This window comes from Streptococcus nasisuis, from assembly GCF_040836615.1.
In the GTDB taxonomy this organism is placed as follows: domain Bacteria; phylum Bacillota; class Bacilli; order Lactobacillales; family Streptococcaceae; genus Streptococcus; species Streptococcus suis_V.
Map to the genome: position 1 here is coordinate 2,427,593 of NZ_CP162268.1, position 17,019 is coordinate 2,444,611.

A 17,019-nucleotide genomic window follows, 5' to 3' on the forward strand; every position below is an offset into this window, starting at 1 on the left:
GAACTATTGTCAAGCAAAATGCAATATTTTCTTTGTTTTCATAGATTTTTTCATTTTGTAAAAACCGACCTGTCCTTTTCCTGCAAGCCGCCTTTTTCGCTCTGCTATTTTCAAAAAAATTTTATATATGATATAATGGTAAAAACATGAATTCAGAGGAAGCATTATGGAAAAGCAAACCATTGCTATCTTGGGACCTGGCTCATGGGGAACAGCCCTAGCTCAGGTGCTCAATGATAACGGGCATAGTGTCCGTATCTGGGGAAATATCCCGGAGCAGATTGATGAAATCAATGAAAAACATACCAACACGCGCTATTTCAAGGACATTGTTCTAGACGAGAAGATTGTTGCCTACAAGGATTTGGCTGAAACGCTAAATGGGGTCGACGCTGTGCTCTTTGTCGTACCGACCAAGGTAACCCGTCTGGTAGCCAAGCAGGTTGCCGAGACCCTCAAGCACAAGGTTGTGGTCATGCACGCATCTAAGGGCCTTGAGCCAGAAACTCATAAACGTTTGTCAGAAGTCTTGGAAGAAGAAATTCCTGCCGACTTGCGTTCAGAAGTCGTTGTTGTCTCCGGTCCTAGCCACGCTGAAGAAACTATCGTCCGCGACTTGACCTTGATTTCTGCCGCATCCAAAGACATAGAGGCAGCAACCTATGTCCAAAATCTCTTCAGCAATCGCTACTTCCGTCTATATACTAACAACGACGTAATCGGTGTAGAAACAGCTGGTGCTCTTAAAAATATTATCGCAGTCGGAGCCGGGGCCTTGCATGGTCTGGGCTATGGTGACAATGCCAAGGCTGCTATTATCGCTCGTGGCTTGACAGAAATCACCCGCCTCGGTGTCGCCATGGGTGCCAATCCTTTGACATACAGCGGACTGTCTGGCGTCGGTGATTTGATTGTCACCGGTACATCAGTTCATTCCCGCAACTGGCGGGCTGGAGACCTGCTTGGTAAGGGCGAGAAACTGGAAGACATCGAAGCCAATATGGGCATGGTCATCGAAGGAATTTCCACGACCAAGGCTGCCTACGAATTGGCCCAAGAACTCGGGGTCTACATGCCAATTACCCAAGCCATTTACAAGGTCATCTACCAGGGTGCCCAAATCAAAGATGCCATCCAAGAAATCATGTCCGGCGAATTCCGTCATGAAAATGAATGGCACTAATAAAATTGTTAATCATCAATAAAGTACAAGGAAAAATGTATGAAAAAAGTTAGAAAAGCCGTCATCCCTGCTGCTGGTTTGGGAACACGTTTCTTGCCTGCAACAAAGGCTCTAGCTAAAGAAATGTTGCCAATCGTTGACAAACCAACTATCCAATTTATCGTTGAAGAAGCCCTCGCATCAGGTATTGAAGACATTTTGGTGGTTACTGGTAAATCAAAACGTTCTATTGAGGACCACTTCGATTCAAACTTTGAATTGGAATACAACTTAAAAGAAAAAGGCAAGAATGAATTACTCAAACTGGTCGATGAAACAACTGGTATCCGCCTGCATTTCATTCGTCAGAGCCATCCACGTGGCTTGGGCGATGCGGTCTTACAAGCCAAGGCCTTTGTCGGCAATGAGCCTTTCGTTGTCATGTTGGGTGACGACCTCATGGATATTACCAATAAAAAATCTGTTCCATTGACCAAGCAATTGATTGACGATTACGACCGCACCCATGCCTCTACCATTGCTGTTATGCCTGTTCCACACGAAGAGGTCTCAGCCTACGGTGTCATTGCACCTCATGGCGAAGGTGTAAATGGTTTGTATAGCGTTGACACCTTTGTGGAAAAACCAACACCTGAAGATGCTCCATCTGACTTGGCCATTATCGGTCGCTACCTTCTCACACCGGAAATTTTTGAAATTCTCGAAACTCAAAAACCAGGTGCCGGCAACGAAATCCAATTGACCGATGCCATCGATACCCTCAACAAAACCCAACGCGTATTCGCTCGTGAATTCAAGGGCGCTCGTTATGACGTTGGTGATAAGTTTGGTTTCATGAAAACTTCCATTGACTACGCCCTACAACACCCACAGGTCAAAGACGATTTGAAACAATATTTGATTGACCTCGGTAAATCATTAGAAAATCGAGTAGGGACTAATTTCTAGTCCCTCTCACACCACCGTGCGTGCCGTTCGGCACACGGCGGTTCAACTAACTTTTAACGCATGTCGTTTTAGATAATAATCTAGGCAAGAAACCAGTCCACGTTTAGCGAGGACTGGTTTTGATATGGCACGTTTCAGTACAGACCTCTGAGCCACTAATTGATAATGGTCTCCCCAGCCAGATACTTTATCCGCTATCCACTTCGGTACTCCTAATTTGAGAAGTCCCCATAATCGCCTAGATTTCTTCTTCCATTGTTTCCAGATAATAACTCTTATTCGAGTTCTTAGTCGTTCATCAATGCTTTCCATGACTGATTTCATGTTCGTCATAGAAAAGTAGTTTATCCAACCTCGGATGACCCAGTTTAGTCGCTCAATTCGGCTGTCTAAGTCAATACTCCACTTACGGGCCGTTAGTTTCTTGAGTTTTCTCTTGAAACTCTGTACGCTATCCTGATGCGGACGACTTTTCCAGCCCTCAGATGATTTCCAGAACCCAAATCCTAGGTACTTTAATTTGCTCGGTCTCACAATCTTGGTCTTGGTCATGTTGACTTTCAAACCTAATCGTTTTTCAATATAACGACAAATTGAATGCATCACACGTTTAGCCGCCGCATCACTACCGACTGTGATGACGCAGTCATCTGCGTAGCGAACGAAGCGAAGTCCACGATTTTCCAACTCTTTATCTAGCTCATTAAGCATGATATTGGACAGGAGCGGTGATAGGTTTCCTCCTTGTGGAGTTCCAACTAGTGTTTTATACCGTTGTCCGTTGATGACTACACCTGAATGAAGGTACTTACGAATTAAAGATTCTGTATCTCCATCTTGGATAATGTTATGAACAAGCGACATCAGTCTATCTTGAGGAACGGTATCAAAGAACTTCTCCAGGTCTATGTCTACTATCCACTCATAACCGTCATTAAGGTATTCTAATAACTGGATAATAGCTTGTTCGCATGACCGATTGGGTCTGAATCCGTAACTCCTCTCAGAGAAATAGGGTTCACAAATAGGACTAATGACTTGGACAATAGCTTGTTGTATCATTCTATCCATGACCGTTGGGATACCTAACTGACGGTCTCCGCCGTTAGGTTTGGGAATTTCAACTCGTAAGACTGGCTGAGGTTTGTACTTCCTCTGCTTTATGAGTTCTTTAGTTGAACGCCAGTGTTTGCGGAGATAGTCATCTATTTCGTCAATAGTTACGCCGTCAATTCCTGCTGAACCTTTATTGGCTCTAACTTGATTGTAGGCTTCAAGCATATTGGACCGAGATAGGATATTATCTAGTAACTGTGACATGTGCGTATTCCTTTCTTGTTTCGGTGTCTGAGGGACGTCTTATATTGGTGAACTTTCCTCTAGTCAATACGTGACCGCACCCAGTTCTATCAGACCGCTAGTTTTACAGACACAAGTGAAGTAGGTATACTTCGGTTAATTGTTCAGCCCTTCGCTCCACCTCTATTACAGAAGTTTCATCGCTACTATGGCCTCGGCTGACTTCTCATGATTCGTTGTTACTACGTCTTTGACGCTCATGAGACCTCACGGGATAAGTCGTACATCTTTCCTCGTTTACTCTCGTGATTTACGTCTATAGGTTACGACTACCTTTTTGGACTTTAGAGTTGTATGCCCCCTCATCCCCTATATACGCCTTGTTATCACGTTTCTGTTCGTAGAGCCACGATTTCGCTATCCCTTCCTCTCCCCGCTACCTCACGATAGTCAGGCTTGGGAGTCGCTTTGGGGTTCACCGGTAGCGGGTGTCCACGGAGGACTTTCACCTCAGATGTACGACATGCCCGTCGTACAGACAAAGAAAAACTAGCAAATCGCTAGTTTTTTCTTATACCAGATAAAAGATGCCCAACAAGAGGACAAATAAGGCAAAATAACCGATAAAGCTGTAAAAGATTTGCTTACCAGAAAACAGATCTTTTTCCACAAGCGGTGGAAGAAAGATGACGACTAGGGCACCGCCGACCGCGCCACCGATATGACCTGCCATGGAGATAGAAGGTGTGAAAAGCCCGAGCAACAAGTTCATCCCCAAAAGCATCATGTAGCGTTGCCCAAGAACCTGTAAATAGCGACTGCGACTAAATTTTCGCAGGAGAGCCATAGCAGCAAAGAGACCAAACAAGGAGGTCGATGCTCCCGCTCCGACCACTCCCGGAGTGAAAAAGAGAACAAAAAGATTGCCCATCATTCCAGACAGCATATAGAGCAAAAAGAAGCGGCGCGGACCAAACAGTCCTTCGAGCTGGTAACCCAGCCCAATCAAGGTGATACTGTTAAACAAAAAATGTTCCCAGCCGATATGAACAAAAATCGGCGAAATCAGGCGCCACAGCTGACTAGGATCTTGGCGTACCGCCTCTCCATACATACCGCCAAATTCAAAAATCGTATAGGCCGCGGTCGTCTGCCCAAAACGCAAGATTTGGATGAGCAAGAATACAGCCGTCGTCACAGCCAACAAGCCATTGGTCACAGGGTACCGTCTATCAAACATCTGTCTCAACAATCACTAACTCCTTTACTGCTTGGTCAAATAGCTCCGGCTCAATAGCCAGTAGCTGAAAATCTGCCAAAGTCGACACCGTCTGCCCGTGAAAATCAGCTAGGTAGCGATCATAAAATCCGCCACCATATCCAATCCGAAAACCGGCCTTATTCCAAGCCAAACCGGGCACATGAATTAAGTTAATCACAGACTTATCCACAGGCTGTGAATAAGTTCCCGGTTCCCAGACACCAAAAGCCGACTTGACCAAATCATTTGGATTATATTCTACAAAATCCATCCGCCCTTGTGAATAGGTCTTAGGGATGAAAATCTGCTTACCATCCGCCTGCGCCTGCTCAATCAGATAACGCGTATTCCACTCATGTGGCATGGAAAGATAGGTGGCAAGCGAGGTTGCAGACTTGTAAGCCTCTGTCTCTACCAACAAATCAGTCATGGTCTGACTGCTCTTCTCCCGCTGACTCGAGGACAAGGATTTCAACTGAGCCAACATGCCCTTACGAATGATGTTTTTATCCAAAGAATATTCTCCTTTTCAGAAAAAAGGCTGGAAAACCAACCTTAGTTCACTTTCATTTTCAAAAATCCACTCAACTTATCCACAGCCAAGGGAAGAGCAGTCTCATTGGGATTGAGACGGGGATTGTGGAGGGGATAAGGCGTATCCACTCCTAACCAGAACATGACCCCCGGTACCTTGTTGAGCAGATAACCAAAATCCTCACCCGTCATGGCAGGTGGGCAGTCAATCATCTCAACTCCCTCCACACCATCAAAGTAAGTCATGAATTCATCTGCTAGTTTCGGATTGTTTTCCACAGGCAGATAGCCGCTTGGGTTGAGCACGATGTCTAGCTCTACACCAAAAGATTTGGCAATGCCTTCAGCCACCTCACGGACACGTTTTTGCACTAAAAGGCTCATGTCTTGCGTTAAGGCCCGAATAGTGCCGTGCAAAAAGGCCGTTTCAGCGATGACGTTATTAGTCGTGCCCGCCTGCATGTGCCCAAAGGTTACCACTGCTCCCTCTATCGGGTCCACATTGCGGCTAACCACCGACTGGACTTGGGTCACAAAGTAGCTGGCCGCCACGAGGGCGTCATTTGCGGTATGGGGAAATGCTGCGTGGCCACCTTTTCCAGTAAACCGTATCTTGACTTCACAAGTCCCCGCAAAAAGGGTCGCACGGTTGGTGGCCATTTGACCAACTTTGAGGTCTGGTCGGACATGGAGCCCATAAAATTCATCTGGCAACCACTCACCAAAGACACCTGCCTCATACATGAGCATGCCGCCAGCCAGATTTTCCTCTGCAGGCTGAAAGAGGAAGAGCAGATTATGCTTGGGTTGCTGCTCTGCCATTTTCTCTAAAAGCCCCAAGGCAATGGTCATGTGAAAATCATGCCCACAGGCATGCATACGGTCAGGATGGAGAGATTTAAAATCCAGCCCCGTTTCCTCAACGATAGGCAAGCCGTCAATATCCGTCCGCCAACCGATGGTTTTTTCCGGCGCAGAACCTGTCAGATGGACCAAAATACCCGTTTTCCAGGTCCGAACTTGAGCAAAATCACAATTTTCCAGTAACTGACCAATAACGTCCATCAAATAGGCATGGGTCTTGAACTCTTCCATCCCTATTTCAGGAATTTGGTGGAGGGCACGCCTAGTCGAAATTAGATCGAGCATGAACTACCTCTTAGAGTGTACGGAGAGCCTCTTCCAAGGCTGTTTTTTGTTGAGTTTGAGCGTCGATTTCTTTGATAATGCGGGCTGGAACACCTGCTACTACCACATTTTCAGGCACGTCTTGAGTCACAATGGCACCTGCCGCAACGACAGAACCGCTACCGATTTGCACACCCTCGATGACAACGGCATTGGCACCAACCAAGACATTATCGCCAACACGAACTGGGTCTGCTGACGCTGGCTCAATCACGCCTGCAAGCACTGCACCTGCACCGATATGGCTATTTTTACCGACCGTCGCACGACCACCAAGGATAGCCCCCATGTCAATCATAGTCCCTGCACCGATTTCCGCACCGATGTTGATAACGGCACCCATCATGATGACTGCATTATCACCGATAGCGACTTGGTCACGGATAATAGCCCCCGGCTCGATACGAGCGTTGATAGCGCGCTTGTCAAGCAATGGCACAGCTGAGTTGCGGGCGTCATTTTCCACCACATAATCCACATTTTCCGTCAAGCCAGCCAAAAGCGGCTCCACATCCTTCCAGTCACCAAAGAGGACATTGCCCAGCTTAATGACAGTTGCCGGAACTTCTGCCACCAACTGACCTTCAAAGGTCACTTTCACAGCCGTTTTCTTCTCAGCATTGGCGATAAATTGGATGATTTCTTGAGCGTTCATTTTTGTTGCAGTCATAGTATTTCCTATCTAAAGATTATTTTTTACTATTATACCAAAAATTTTCAGAAAATTCGGGGAATATAGTTTGTAAATAGAACAAAACTTTGTAAAAGAAATTTCAACAGCGGCAAACATTAAAAACGAGAAGATTAAGCTGGTCCTCTCAAGAATATAGCTTTTCGAGCTCTATAAGACTGTAGTGGACAAATCCATCATGGAAATTATGGAGCCTTTTTGAATGTAGAAAAAAAAGTCCCCTATGACCTATAATGAAAAGCAACTAAACCATCATTAGAAAGGAATCATATGGAATAGATAAACAGTCAGGGAAGTGACTGTTTATCCCCGAGTCAAGAAATAATAAAGCGAGGATAGTATCACAAACTTTCTCGGAATAAAAGACAAAAATATTATTATTACTAGTCGTGCTATGGACCGTGTCCGTATTCAAATCATGAATCAATTTGATAGAAAATCACAGGAATACCGAGCCTTGAAACGCTACTGGAAATTGATTCAACAGGATAGTCGTAAACTCAGCGATAAACGATTTTATCGCCCTATGTTTCGAATGCATTTGACTAACAAGGAAATCCTAGAAAAACTACTGTCTTTTCAGAGGAACTACGACAACACTATCAACTCTATCAGCTTCTCTTATTTCATTTCCAAGAGAAGAACTCAGACCATTTCTTTGACCTCGTTGAACAGGAAATAGCCACTGTTAATCCTATTTTCCAGACGGTATTTAAGACATTTCTAAAGGATAAAGACAAGGTTTTGAATGCCCTAGAATTGCCCTATTCCAACGCCAAATTGGAGGCTACTAACAATCTCATCAAAGTCATTAAGAGAAATGCCTTTGGTTTCAGGAAGATGAAAACTTTAAAAAAACGAATTTTGATTGCTTTGAACAGTGAAAAGGGCTGGGGAGAGCCCTTTTCAGCTTATCTCATAAAAACAAGAAAGAGAGAACGAATTTCGTCCTCTCTAGGTGTTAACTTTTCATCTACCCACTACAGTTGACAAAGAACCTGAATTTGCTACCTAACGATAGTCAGGCCTTGAAGTTGCTATTAGATTCACCTGTGTAGTGATGCACAAAGAGGACTTTCACACCTCAGATGTACGACATACTCGTCGTACACAAAAAAGAGAAGACCGCTTGGTCTTCTCTTGATGTCTAGTTATCATCAACTCATTAGCTAACGTTGAGGATAAATGACTCATTCAACATAATCCACTGTTGCTAATGAAATAGGTGTTTCTATCAAATTGCCATGCTATAGAACATAGGTAGAATAATAAGGAGATAAAGAACGGTTATTGAAAACTTTAAGAAAGGTACAATAAATCTATTAGTTTAGATGTCATCTTCTTTTTTCTTTTTTTTCAATATTGCCAAACTTAATCCAGCTAGTGCAACTCCAATTGCAAAAATTGAACTGCTGCCTTCCTGACCTGTATTAGGCAAGACACTATATCCGTTTATATCATATTCGGTATCTTCCCCAGGTTGATCCGGTGTTTCTGGTGTTTCTGGATCTTCCGGTTTACCTGGGTCTACCGGTGTTTCTGGATCTTCTGGAGTGCCTGGGTCCACTGGTGTATCAGGTTCTTCTGGAGTTTCAGGATCTACTGGTGTATTTGGCGTATAGATAACCACTACTGACTGATCTTCTGTAGCCGCATCCACTGTCAAGGCAGGGACATTTGCTAGATTTGGAGTGTATCCATCAATAGCTGGAGAAACTACCGCATCCAATTCTGCATCTTCTGATGTCCAATCTCCGTATGTTACCTCACCAGTTACCATATTCACTGTTGCTGTGCGAGTGAAGGTTGCTGTTTGGGTTACAGTTGCGGATGCTTCTTGACCATTCTCATCGATGTACTTGTACTCAATCGTACGTGTTACCGTGCGAGTCAATTCAAGGGTTGAGCCATCTTTCGGATTAGTTGGATTAGTTGGATCCACTGGGACTTGTTTTGGACGAAGAGTTACTGTGAAGTTTTGGTCCACATTACCATCTTTGTCATAGACACTGTCTGCTGGATAGCCATCTGTTACCAACTCGTAACCTTGCTCTTCCAAGGCCTTTATACGGTCTTCAGTGGTATAACCAATTGGACTATCTGAATCGCCAGACACTTCATCAACTGTAATCACTTGACCTGTCGTTTCATCCACATAGCTGATAGTAGCTTTTTGAGTATCTGGCGTATAGATAACCACTACTGACTGATCTTCTGTAGCCGCATCCACTGTCAAGGCAGGGACATTTGCTAGATTTGGAGTGTATCCATCAATAGCTGGAGAAACTACCGCATCCAATTCTGCATCTTCTGATGTCCACTCACCGTAGGTCACCTCACCAGTTACCATATTCACTGTCGCCGTGCGAGTGAAGGTTGCTGTTTGGGTTACCGTTGCGGATGCTTCTTGACCATTTTCATCAATGTACTTGTACTCAATCGTACGTGTTACCGTGCGAGTCAATTCAAGGGTTGAGCCATCTTTAGGATTAGTTGGGTCTGTTGGATCCACTGGGACCTGTTTCTGACGAAGGGTTACTGTGAAGTTTTGGTCCACATTACCATCTTTGTCATAAACACTGTCTGTTGGGTAACCATCTGTCACCAACTCGTAACCTTGCTCTTCCAAGGCCTTGATACGATCCGAAGTTGTGTAACCAATTGGACTATCCGTATCACCTGTTACTTCGTCCACTGTGATGGTCTCACCGGTCGTTGCATCGATATAAGTGATGGTCGCCTTTTGCGTATCTGGCGTATAGATAACCACTACTGACTGATCTTCTGTAGCCGCATCCACTGTCAAGGCAGGGACGTTTGCTAGATTTGGAGTGTATCCATCAATCACTGGTGAATCGACCGCATCCAACTCAGCATCTTCTGATGTCCAATCTCCGTATGTTACCTCACCAGTCACCATATTCACTGTCGCCGTGCGAGTGAAGGTTGCAGTTTGGGTTACAGTTGCGGATGCTTCTTGACCATTCTCGTCGATGTACTTGTACTCAATCGTACGAGTCACTGTGCGAGTCAATTCAAGGGTTGAGCCATCTTTCGGATTAGTTGGATTAGTTGGATCCACTGGGACTTGTTTTTGACGAAGGGTTACTGTGAAGTTTTGGTCCACATTGCCATCTTTGTCATAGACACTGTCTGTTGGATAACCATCTGTTACTAATTCATAGCCTTGTTCTTCTAGGGTTTTGATTCGGTCTTCAGTGGTATAACCAATTGGACTATCCGTATCGCCAGACACTTCATCAACTGTAATAACTTGACCTGTCGTCTCATCCATATAGCTGATAGTAGCTTTTTGAGTATCTGGAGTATAGATAACCACTACTGACTGATCTTCTGTAGCCGCATCCACTGTCAAGGCAGGGACATTAGCCAGATTTGGAGTGTATCCATCAATAACAGGAGAATCTACCGCATCCAATTCTGCATCAGCTGAAGCCCAACCTCCGTATATTACCTCACCAGTCACCATATTCACTGTCGCTGTGCGAGTGAAGGTTGCTGTTTGGGTTACAGTTGCGGATGCTTCTTGACCGTTCTCGTCGATGTACTTGTACTGGATGGTACGAGTTACCGTGCGAGTCAATTCAAGGGTTGAGCCATCTTTCGGATTAGTTGGGTTAGCTGGATCTACTGGTACCTGTTTCTGACGAAGGGTTACTGTGAAGTTTTGGTCCACATTACCATCTTTGTCATAGACACTGTCTGTTGGGTAACCATCTGTTACCAACTCGTAACCTTGCTCTTCCAAGGCCTTGATACGATCCGAAGTTGTGTAGCCAATTGGACTATCTGTATCACCTGTTACTTCGTCCACGGTGATGGTCTCACCAGTCGTTTCATCCACATAGCTGATAGTAGCTTTTTGAGTATCTGGTTTGTAGATGACGATAACTGTGCTGTCTGTGCTGTCCGCATCCACTGTCAAGGCAGGAACGTTAGCCATATTTGGTGTGTAACCTTGGATTGCTGGTGAATCTACCGCATCCAATTCTGCATCTTCTGATGTCCAGTCTCCGTATGTCACCTCACCAGTCACCATGTTCACTGTCGCAGTATGGGTAAAGGTTGCGGTTTGGGTAACTGTTGCGTATGCTTCTGCACCATTCTCGTCAATGTACTTGTACTCAATGGTACGAGTCACTGTACGGGTCAACTCAAGGGTTGAGCCATCTTTTGGATTGGTTGGATTATCTGGTGTGATTGGTGTGATGATATGTTTCAGGACAACTTGGTAATCTTGTGAATTGCCATCGATGTTGTCATAGACTGCATCGGTAGGGTAATTGTCAGAGACAAACTCATAGCCGAGTGACTCGTAGTAGGCAATTCGATCTGCCGTTGAGTAGCCAATCGCTGCATCTGTCACACCTGTTAAGTTTTCAACTTCAAGGGTATTGCCAGTTGTTTCATCGATGTAGGTCACGGTACCAACTTGTTCGTTAGGTGTGTAGATAACGAGGACAGTGCTGTCTGTGCTATCCGCATCCACTGTCAAAGCAGGAACATTAAGCACATTTGCTGTATAACCAGCGAAAACTGGTGAAACTACTGCATCCAATTCCGCATCAGCTGAAGTCCAGTCGGCATAGACTACTTTGCCTGTCACCATGTCTACTGTCGCAGTACGGGTAAAGGTAGCTGTTTGTGTCACTGTAGCTGAAGCTTCTGCACCATTCTCATCGATATACTTGTACTCAATGGTACGCGTCACTGTGCGCGTCAACTCAAGGGTTGAGCCATCTTTTGGATTGGTTGGATTATCTGGAGTGACTGGTGTGATGATATGTTTGAGGACAACTTGGTAATCTTGTGAATTGCCATCGATGTTGTCATAAACAGCATTGGTAGGATAGTTGTCAGAGACAAACTCATAGCCGAGTGACTTGTAGTAGGCAATTCGAGCTGCCGTTGAGTAGCCAATCGCTGCATCTGTCACACCTTCTAAGTTTTCAACTTCAAGGGTTGCGCCTGTTGTCTCGTCGATATAGGTCACGGTACCAACTTGTTCGTTTGGTGTGTAGATAACAAGAACATTGCTGTCCTCACTATCCGCATCCACTGTCAAGGCAGGAACGTTAGCCATGTCTGGTGTGTAACCATTAATAGCTGGTGAAGCTGCCACATCCAATTCTGGATCGGTTGATGTCCAATCACTGTAGGTAATTTCTCCCGTCACCAAGTTTATTTTGGCAGTACGAGTGAAGGTAGCTGTTTGTGTCACTGTCGCAGATGCTTCTGCCCCATTTTCATCAATGTACTTGTACTCAATGGTACGAGTCACTGTTTCAGTTGGAGAGATAGTACCAACTGAATCTGGCCACAGCGGTGAGTTTGGATCAGTTGGATCTACTGGCTTACCTGGAACAGCTCCATCTGGAATGGTGACAACACGCTGACGCAATTCAATGGTAAATAGCTGATCGACAGTCGCATCGGTATCGTATTTCGTTGTGTCTGTATAGTTATTTGACACCAACTCATACCCTTGTTTCAAGTATTCATTGATACGAGTCGCAGTGCCATAGGCGATATCTTGACCTGAACCACCTGTTTCAGAATCCACTGCATCGAGTTGAACTGGGTTAGCAGTATCCGTCACATCCACATAGGTAAAGGTAGCTGTTTGTAGTACCAACTTGTAGATATGAGTGACGACCTGTGGTGTCTCTGAATAAGTGCCGGTATTTGGTGCAGAACTTGGATCAGTTGTCACATAAACATAAGGTAGACCATCTAATCCTGTAATATTAGTTGGATAGTAAGTCGCCTGATTAGAAGCATCGTAGTCAGACTTAATGTCATTTTTCAGAACTTTCTCTGTCGCAATGACTTCGCCCGCTTCATTGACATACTGGATGGTAACTGTACCGTCTGCAATCTCTCTCGCCATCTCAATAAGAACGTTATTGGACTCGATATAAGCTGCAGTACCAACGGATGAAGCGGATGATAGGTAAGCTTGCTCCCCTTGGAGAGCATCGCCACCAATCACTGCATTGTCAATATAGAAGTCCACAGATGAAGATGATGCCACTGGACCGTTTGCAATAAACTTAACAGCTGTAATAGTCGACCAGTCTGTGACTTGATTAGCTGATAACCATGTACCAGCCTCCATTTGTACAGAAGTACCTAACACAGTGGTATAGACGGCTGTCCAACCTGCTGGAGCAGTGACAGGACCTGTCAAGTAAACAGAGAACTGTGAGTTCCGTGCTTTCGTTGTAGCACCCAACTGTACGTCTCCAGTACGAGGAAGCGATGTAATGACAGTCACATCTGCAAGTTCCTGTGGAGAGACGTTGTCATAAGTTACCTTGAAGTCAACAATATTTTGCGCTTCGTTGTTGTTGGTGTTGAAGCTATAAGCTGAAGCTGCATCTTGTTTGACTTGGGAAATAACCCCTGAAGCCTCAGAAGCATTCAAGGTAACTGTAAAGGTACGAGTAGTTGAGTTGGCAGTCGTGATGGTAGTCCCATTAATCGGTGCTGACAAATCAATCCCATCAGTAGGCACAAAGCCTGGGTCGACTTCTGCCCAGTAGCCAATGGTCAAGACCTCATAGGTACCATTTTTTACAAATTCATTGGCTATCTGTATTTGGTTAGAGCGGATTGGATCTACAGTTGCAGTAACAGGACGGGTTTCATAATATAAATCTTTACCTGTATTATTCCAATTATACACAACTCCTAGATTTGAATTAGCCTTCAACACCAACTCAGGGTCTACAAGATAAGCTTGATACAGTTCTCCAAGATAGGCAGCTGTGCTCGTTTCAGATATACTAAGTATGGGCGCTGTTCCAACTTTTTCTACATAATAAGACTGAGACAAGCTAGCAGACTGAGTTCGATTAGACCAAACCATATTTGCAGGAAAACCATCTACCATTTCAATATTGTTAATTTCACGAGTTAAGGCTTGTGTTACTGTGGTACTTGTATTTACAGTCCCCATATCATCCGATAAATTCGCCGTAACAGAAGAAGTCAGAAGAGTTATAGAAGGATTATTGTATATAGTGGACCAATCTGCGAAGAAAGTATCTTCTATAAAAGTAAAAGCATTCTGAATCTGAGTAGTTCTAGAACTTTTTATCAGTTCTAGATTTATAAACTCATAGCGAAGCCTTTTGACTTTGAGTTCTTCAGAGATTTCAAAACTTTTGCCTCTAGCAATAGTAGTAGCATCAAAGGTATGAAGCAATGCCCCTGTCTCATCATAAACTTGTACAACTCCACCATCTCTAATTGCTTGTTCAAGAGACGAAGTATGTATAGATATTCTACGGAAAAACTCATTGTCATTATTGGTTTGAACAGTTAGACTATAATTTTCAAGATTATAAGCTTTTTCCACTTCTACATAACTATTCAATGCAATCCTCGATTGATAACTAGCACGACCATAAGCTCTAATAATATTCGAGTCACTTGCGTAGCTATAATGGTTAAGCGATAAGACCCCTTGGGTATTTTCACTTGTCGGCACGCTGACAGAATAGGACGCTGTACCCGTATTGGAGTAGGTCGTTCCATCTTTCTTGGTATATCTTCCGGTTACTGATATAGATTTAGAAGAAATTAAATCAGCTACTGGAGTATCTACAACAACGTCTAATATCAATGGAACCACACTGTCATACTTAGAAGTTATTCCAGCAATCGGGTTACTATCACGATTCACAACTAAGTGATAGCCGGTTGCATCCTCAAACCAGCCAGCAGCTATAGACTCAGTAGAAAGAGTCAGTCCTGGCTTCCGCTCAACATCATAGGCGTAAGATACTATTGCATCTATACCGGTATTCTCAGTTGTTGTATATGCATCTGAGACGATACGTCCATCCAAAATACCCGTATCTGTAGCGTATTTATCTATATTTATTCTTCCGCTAGTTGTAAATACTCCTGTATAAACATAGAAAGAAACTTGACCAGGATTTGGATCAACTAACCCATCCTTATTTAGGTCATATCCAACTACTTGTCCAGAGCTCATTTGTGTAGCTATAGCTGCTCCATTTTTTGATTCAACAAAACTATGAGTCCCCGTACCAAGATGTTGAACAAAGAGACCATCTTTATCGTAGAAATCTGCAGTTGTTGTGACAGTAAAATTATTATCATTCAGGCCTTCTATGACATCTGCCCAATTTCCTGTACCGCTAAAAGCATAATCAAAAGCAATAGAATAATAGGCACCACCATTTAGCCCTGTAGATGTAAAGGTATACTTAATGACAGTTGCTGCTCCTTCTTTAGTCACTGTAGCCGTCACACCTGCCAAGGGGGATGGTGTGAATGTTATATTAGCACTATTTTCAATCCGAACTTCAATATAACCTCCCGAATAGTCAGCGGCATTGCCAGAGATTCCCAAGACAACTGTTTGACTAGTTCGATCAGTTAATTTTAGACCCGTTGTCGCAGTGGTAGAGGTCAAACTTCCTGTCACTGTACCAGATGTGTTTGGACTAGTCTCAACTGCACGAATACCTGATCCTTCTTCAATTGCTGCAGCAAGTGTTTTACGAACAGCATTTGCTGTGACTGTAATCGGAACAGATACAACTACACTTGTGCCATCCGTATAGGTCACAAGGATACTTGCTGAAGTCATCCCAAATGTTGGCTGACTTACATAGGCAATTGATGCATCAGCAGCCACAAGCTCACTAGAGTTTGCAATCAAAGTGCTTGCTGCTGGAACTTCTTGCCATGAGAATGTAGCAGACTCAACTGGGACTGGTGTAGGGGTTGTTGTTGCAAGTGCACCATCAAGGAGCGATGTTTCACTCGATACTGACGACTCAGATGCAGTTATAGCAGCCACGTCCGAAGCTGCAGTTGCTGTTTCAGTAGTTGCAGTTGCCACGCCTGCTGAAGTTGCAGTATCGGCAGTTGCTGTGTCTGTAGTCTCAGCTTCCACTTCTACTGTATTTGAAGTAGTTGTTTCAGTAGCTACTTGAACAGCAGACTGATCAGTAACCGTTACAGGGACAGCAACCGTTTGGCTGTTACCATCTGCATAAGTAACTAGGATATTGGCTACCGTATCACCTGCAACAGGACTTGTTGTATATGAAATCGTTGCGCCTGATGCCTGTAATTCCGTTGCGTTTGCAATCAATGTGCTTGCCTCAGGAATCGCTGAAACATCAAACGAAACCCCTTCCACAATAAGGGGTTCTATATTTACTGTAATTTTTGAAACAGCTAAACTATCTGTTGTAGTTTCTGTAGTTGCTGTCGTTGATGATAAAGAAGACGATGCCGTATCGGCACTAGAACTACTTGTTTCTGCGGCAGAAACAACTGTACCAGCCCCTAAAGTAAGCATTGTAATACCTGTAATCACACCATATTGTCCGTAAGAAACTAGGTTTTTATAAACCTTACTCTTACGTTTCTTGAAAATGTCACGTCTATTTAAATGCATAATGACTCCTGTATTTGTTATTATGTCCGTACAAATATAGCGTTGCTATACGACAGTACCCGTGAATATTATATAATAAAATCTGTTTATTATCCAATATAATAATTCATTTTTTTAGCTATAATACAATAATCTATATTAACCATACAACATATAAACTAACTATAGACTAACCTCCGCAAAACTACCAAGAATGGATATCAAAAAACTAAAAAACACAAACATTTTAAGCTTTGACAAGAAATAATTAAGAATTTTTACAATTTTTATTTGTCGTACATTGTCAAGTCAAGTGCAACAAGTTCATTGATAACTAGAGATCCAGAGGTTAAGCTGTCTGGGCTAGCCCAAACAGAAATTTCGAGGATTGGTATTGAAGAAGTCGTCTGGGGGCGCTCATTGATGGCAGTGATATACTTGTCCAGTTCTTCAGAGGTTAGTGAATTAAG

8 protein-coding genes and 1 pseudogene are annotated in these 17,019 nt (G+C 43.7%); 3 read left to right on the forward strand and 6 right to left on the reverse strand.

What is annotated here, in order from left to right:
• The first annotated feature begins 166 nt into the window (after nt 1–166).
• Nucleotides 167–1,183 carry an NAD(P)H-dependent glycerol-3-phosphate dehydrogenase gene (locus AB1F57_RS12225; protein ID WP_105137492.1) on the forward strand — a complete coding sequence of 339 codons (1,017 nt, stop codon included), beginning with the start codon at nt 167–169 and terminating at the stop codon, nt 1,181–1,183.
• A 39-nt stretch (nt 1,184–1,222) separates the two neighbouring features.
• Nucleotides 1,223–2,131, forward strand: coding sequence for a UTP--glucose-1-phosphate uridylyltransferase GalU (gene galU / locus AB1F57_RS12230; protein WP_367985803.1), 909 nt, complete (start codon nt 1,223–1,225; stop codon nt 2,129–2,131).
• 42 nt (nt 2,132–2,173) lie between these two features.
• On the opposite strand, the gene ltrA is transcribed toward galU, so the two are convergent.
• The 5 genes from ltrA to dapD form a co-directional block, all read right to left on the reverse strand.
• The gene (ltrA, locus tag AB1F57_RS12235) at nt 2,174–3,451 is read right to left on the reverse strand and encodes a group II intron reverse transcriptase/maturase (RefSeq protein ID WP_367985804.1); all 1,278 of its coding nucleotides are present in this window, start codon (nt 3,449–3,451) and stop codon (nt 2,174–2,176) included.
• Nucleotides 3,452–4,001: 550 nt separating this feature from the next.
• The gene (locus tag AB1F57_RS12240; RefSeq protein WP_367986362.1) at nt 4,002–4,679 is read right to left on the reverse strand and encodes a rhomboid family intramembrane serine protease; all 678 of its coding nucleotides are present in this window, start codon (nt 4,677–4,679) and stop codon (nt 4,002–4,004) included.
• Entirely contained in the window at nt 4,663–5,205 is a 543-nt protein-coding gene (locus tag AB1F57_RS12245; protein ID WP_367985805.1) for a 5-formyltetrahydrofolate cyclo-ligase, read from the reverse strand. Before AB1F57_RS12245 ends, AB1F57_RS12240 begins: the two co-directional genes overlap by 17 nt.
• Before the next feature lie 41 nt (nt 5,206–5,246).
• Nucleotides 5,247–6,374 (reverse strand): N-acetyldiaminopimelate deacetylase, encoded by a 1,128-nt coding sequence (locus AB1F57_RS12250; protein WP_367985806.1) that lies wholly within the window; start codon nt 6,372–6,374, stop codon nt 5,247–5,249.
• A gap of 10 nt (nt 6,375–6,384) precedes the next feature.
• A complete protein-coding gene (gene dapD / locus AB1F57_RS12255) occupies nt 6,385–7,083 on the reverse strand; it encodes a 2,3,4,5-tetrahydropyridine-2,6-dicarboxylate N-acetyltransferase (protein ID WP_167785101.1) in 699 nt (232 codons plus the stop codon).
• 406 nt (nt 7,084–7,489) lie between these two features.
• On the opposite strand from dapD, the pseudogene AB1F57_RS12260 reads away from it, so the two are divergent.
• A pseudogene (locus AB1F57_RS12260) lies at nt 7,490–8,069 on the forward strand (transposase); the annotation flags it as partial.
• Nucleotides 8,070–8,431: 362 nt separating this feature from the next.
• Here the strand turns inward: AB1F57_RS12260 and AB1F57_RS12265 are convergent.
• The gene (locus AB1F57_RS12265; RefSeq protein WP_367985807.1) at nt 8,432–16,570 is read right to left on the reverse strand and encodes a MucBP domain-containing protein; all 8,139 of its coding nucleotides are present in this window, start codon (nt 16,568–16,570) and stop codon (nt 8,432–8,434) included.
• Between the last annotated feature and the right edge of the window lie 449 nt (nt 16,571–17,019).

What these genes read in the sequence shown, in the direction of transcription:
- AB1F57_RS12225 (WP_105137492.1), top strand. Translation starts at nt 167, where the DNA reads ATGGAAAAGCAAACCATTGCTATCTTGGGACCTGGCTCATGGGGAACA.
- galU (WP_367985803.1), top strand. Translation starts at nt 1,223, where the DNA reads ATGAAAAAAGTTAGAAAAGCCGTCATCCCTGCTGCTGGTTTGGGAACA.
- ltrA (WP_367985804.1), bottom strand. Translation starts at nt 3,451, where the DNA reads ATGTCACAGTTACTAGATAATATCCTATCTCGGTCCAATATGCTTGAA.
- AB1F57_RS12250 (WP_367985806.1), bottom strand. Translation starts at nt 6,374, where the DNA reads ATGCTCGATCTAATTTCGACTAGGCGTGCCCTCCACCAAATTCCTGAA.
- dapD (WP_167785101.1), bottom strand. Translation starts at nt 7,083, where the DNA reads ATGACTGCAACAAAAATGAACGCTCAAGAAATCATCCAATTTATCGCC.
- AB1F57_RS12265 (WP_367985807.1), bottom strand. Translation starts at nt 16,570, where the DNA reads ATGCATTTAAATAGACGTGACATTTTCAAGAAACGTAAGAGTAAGGTT.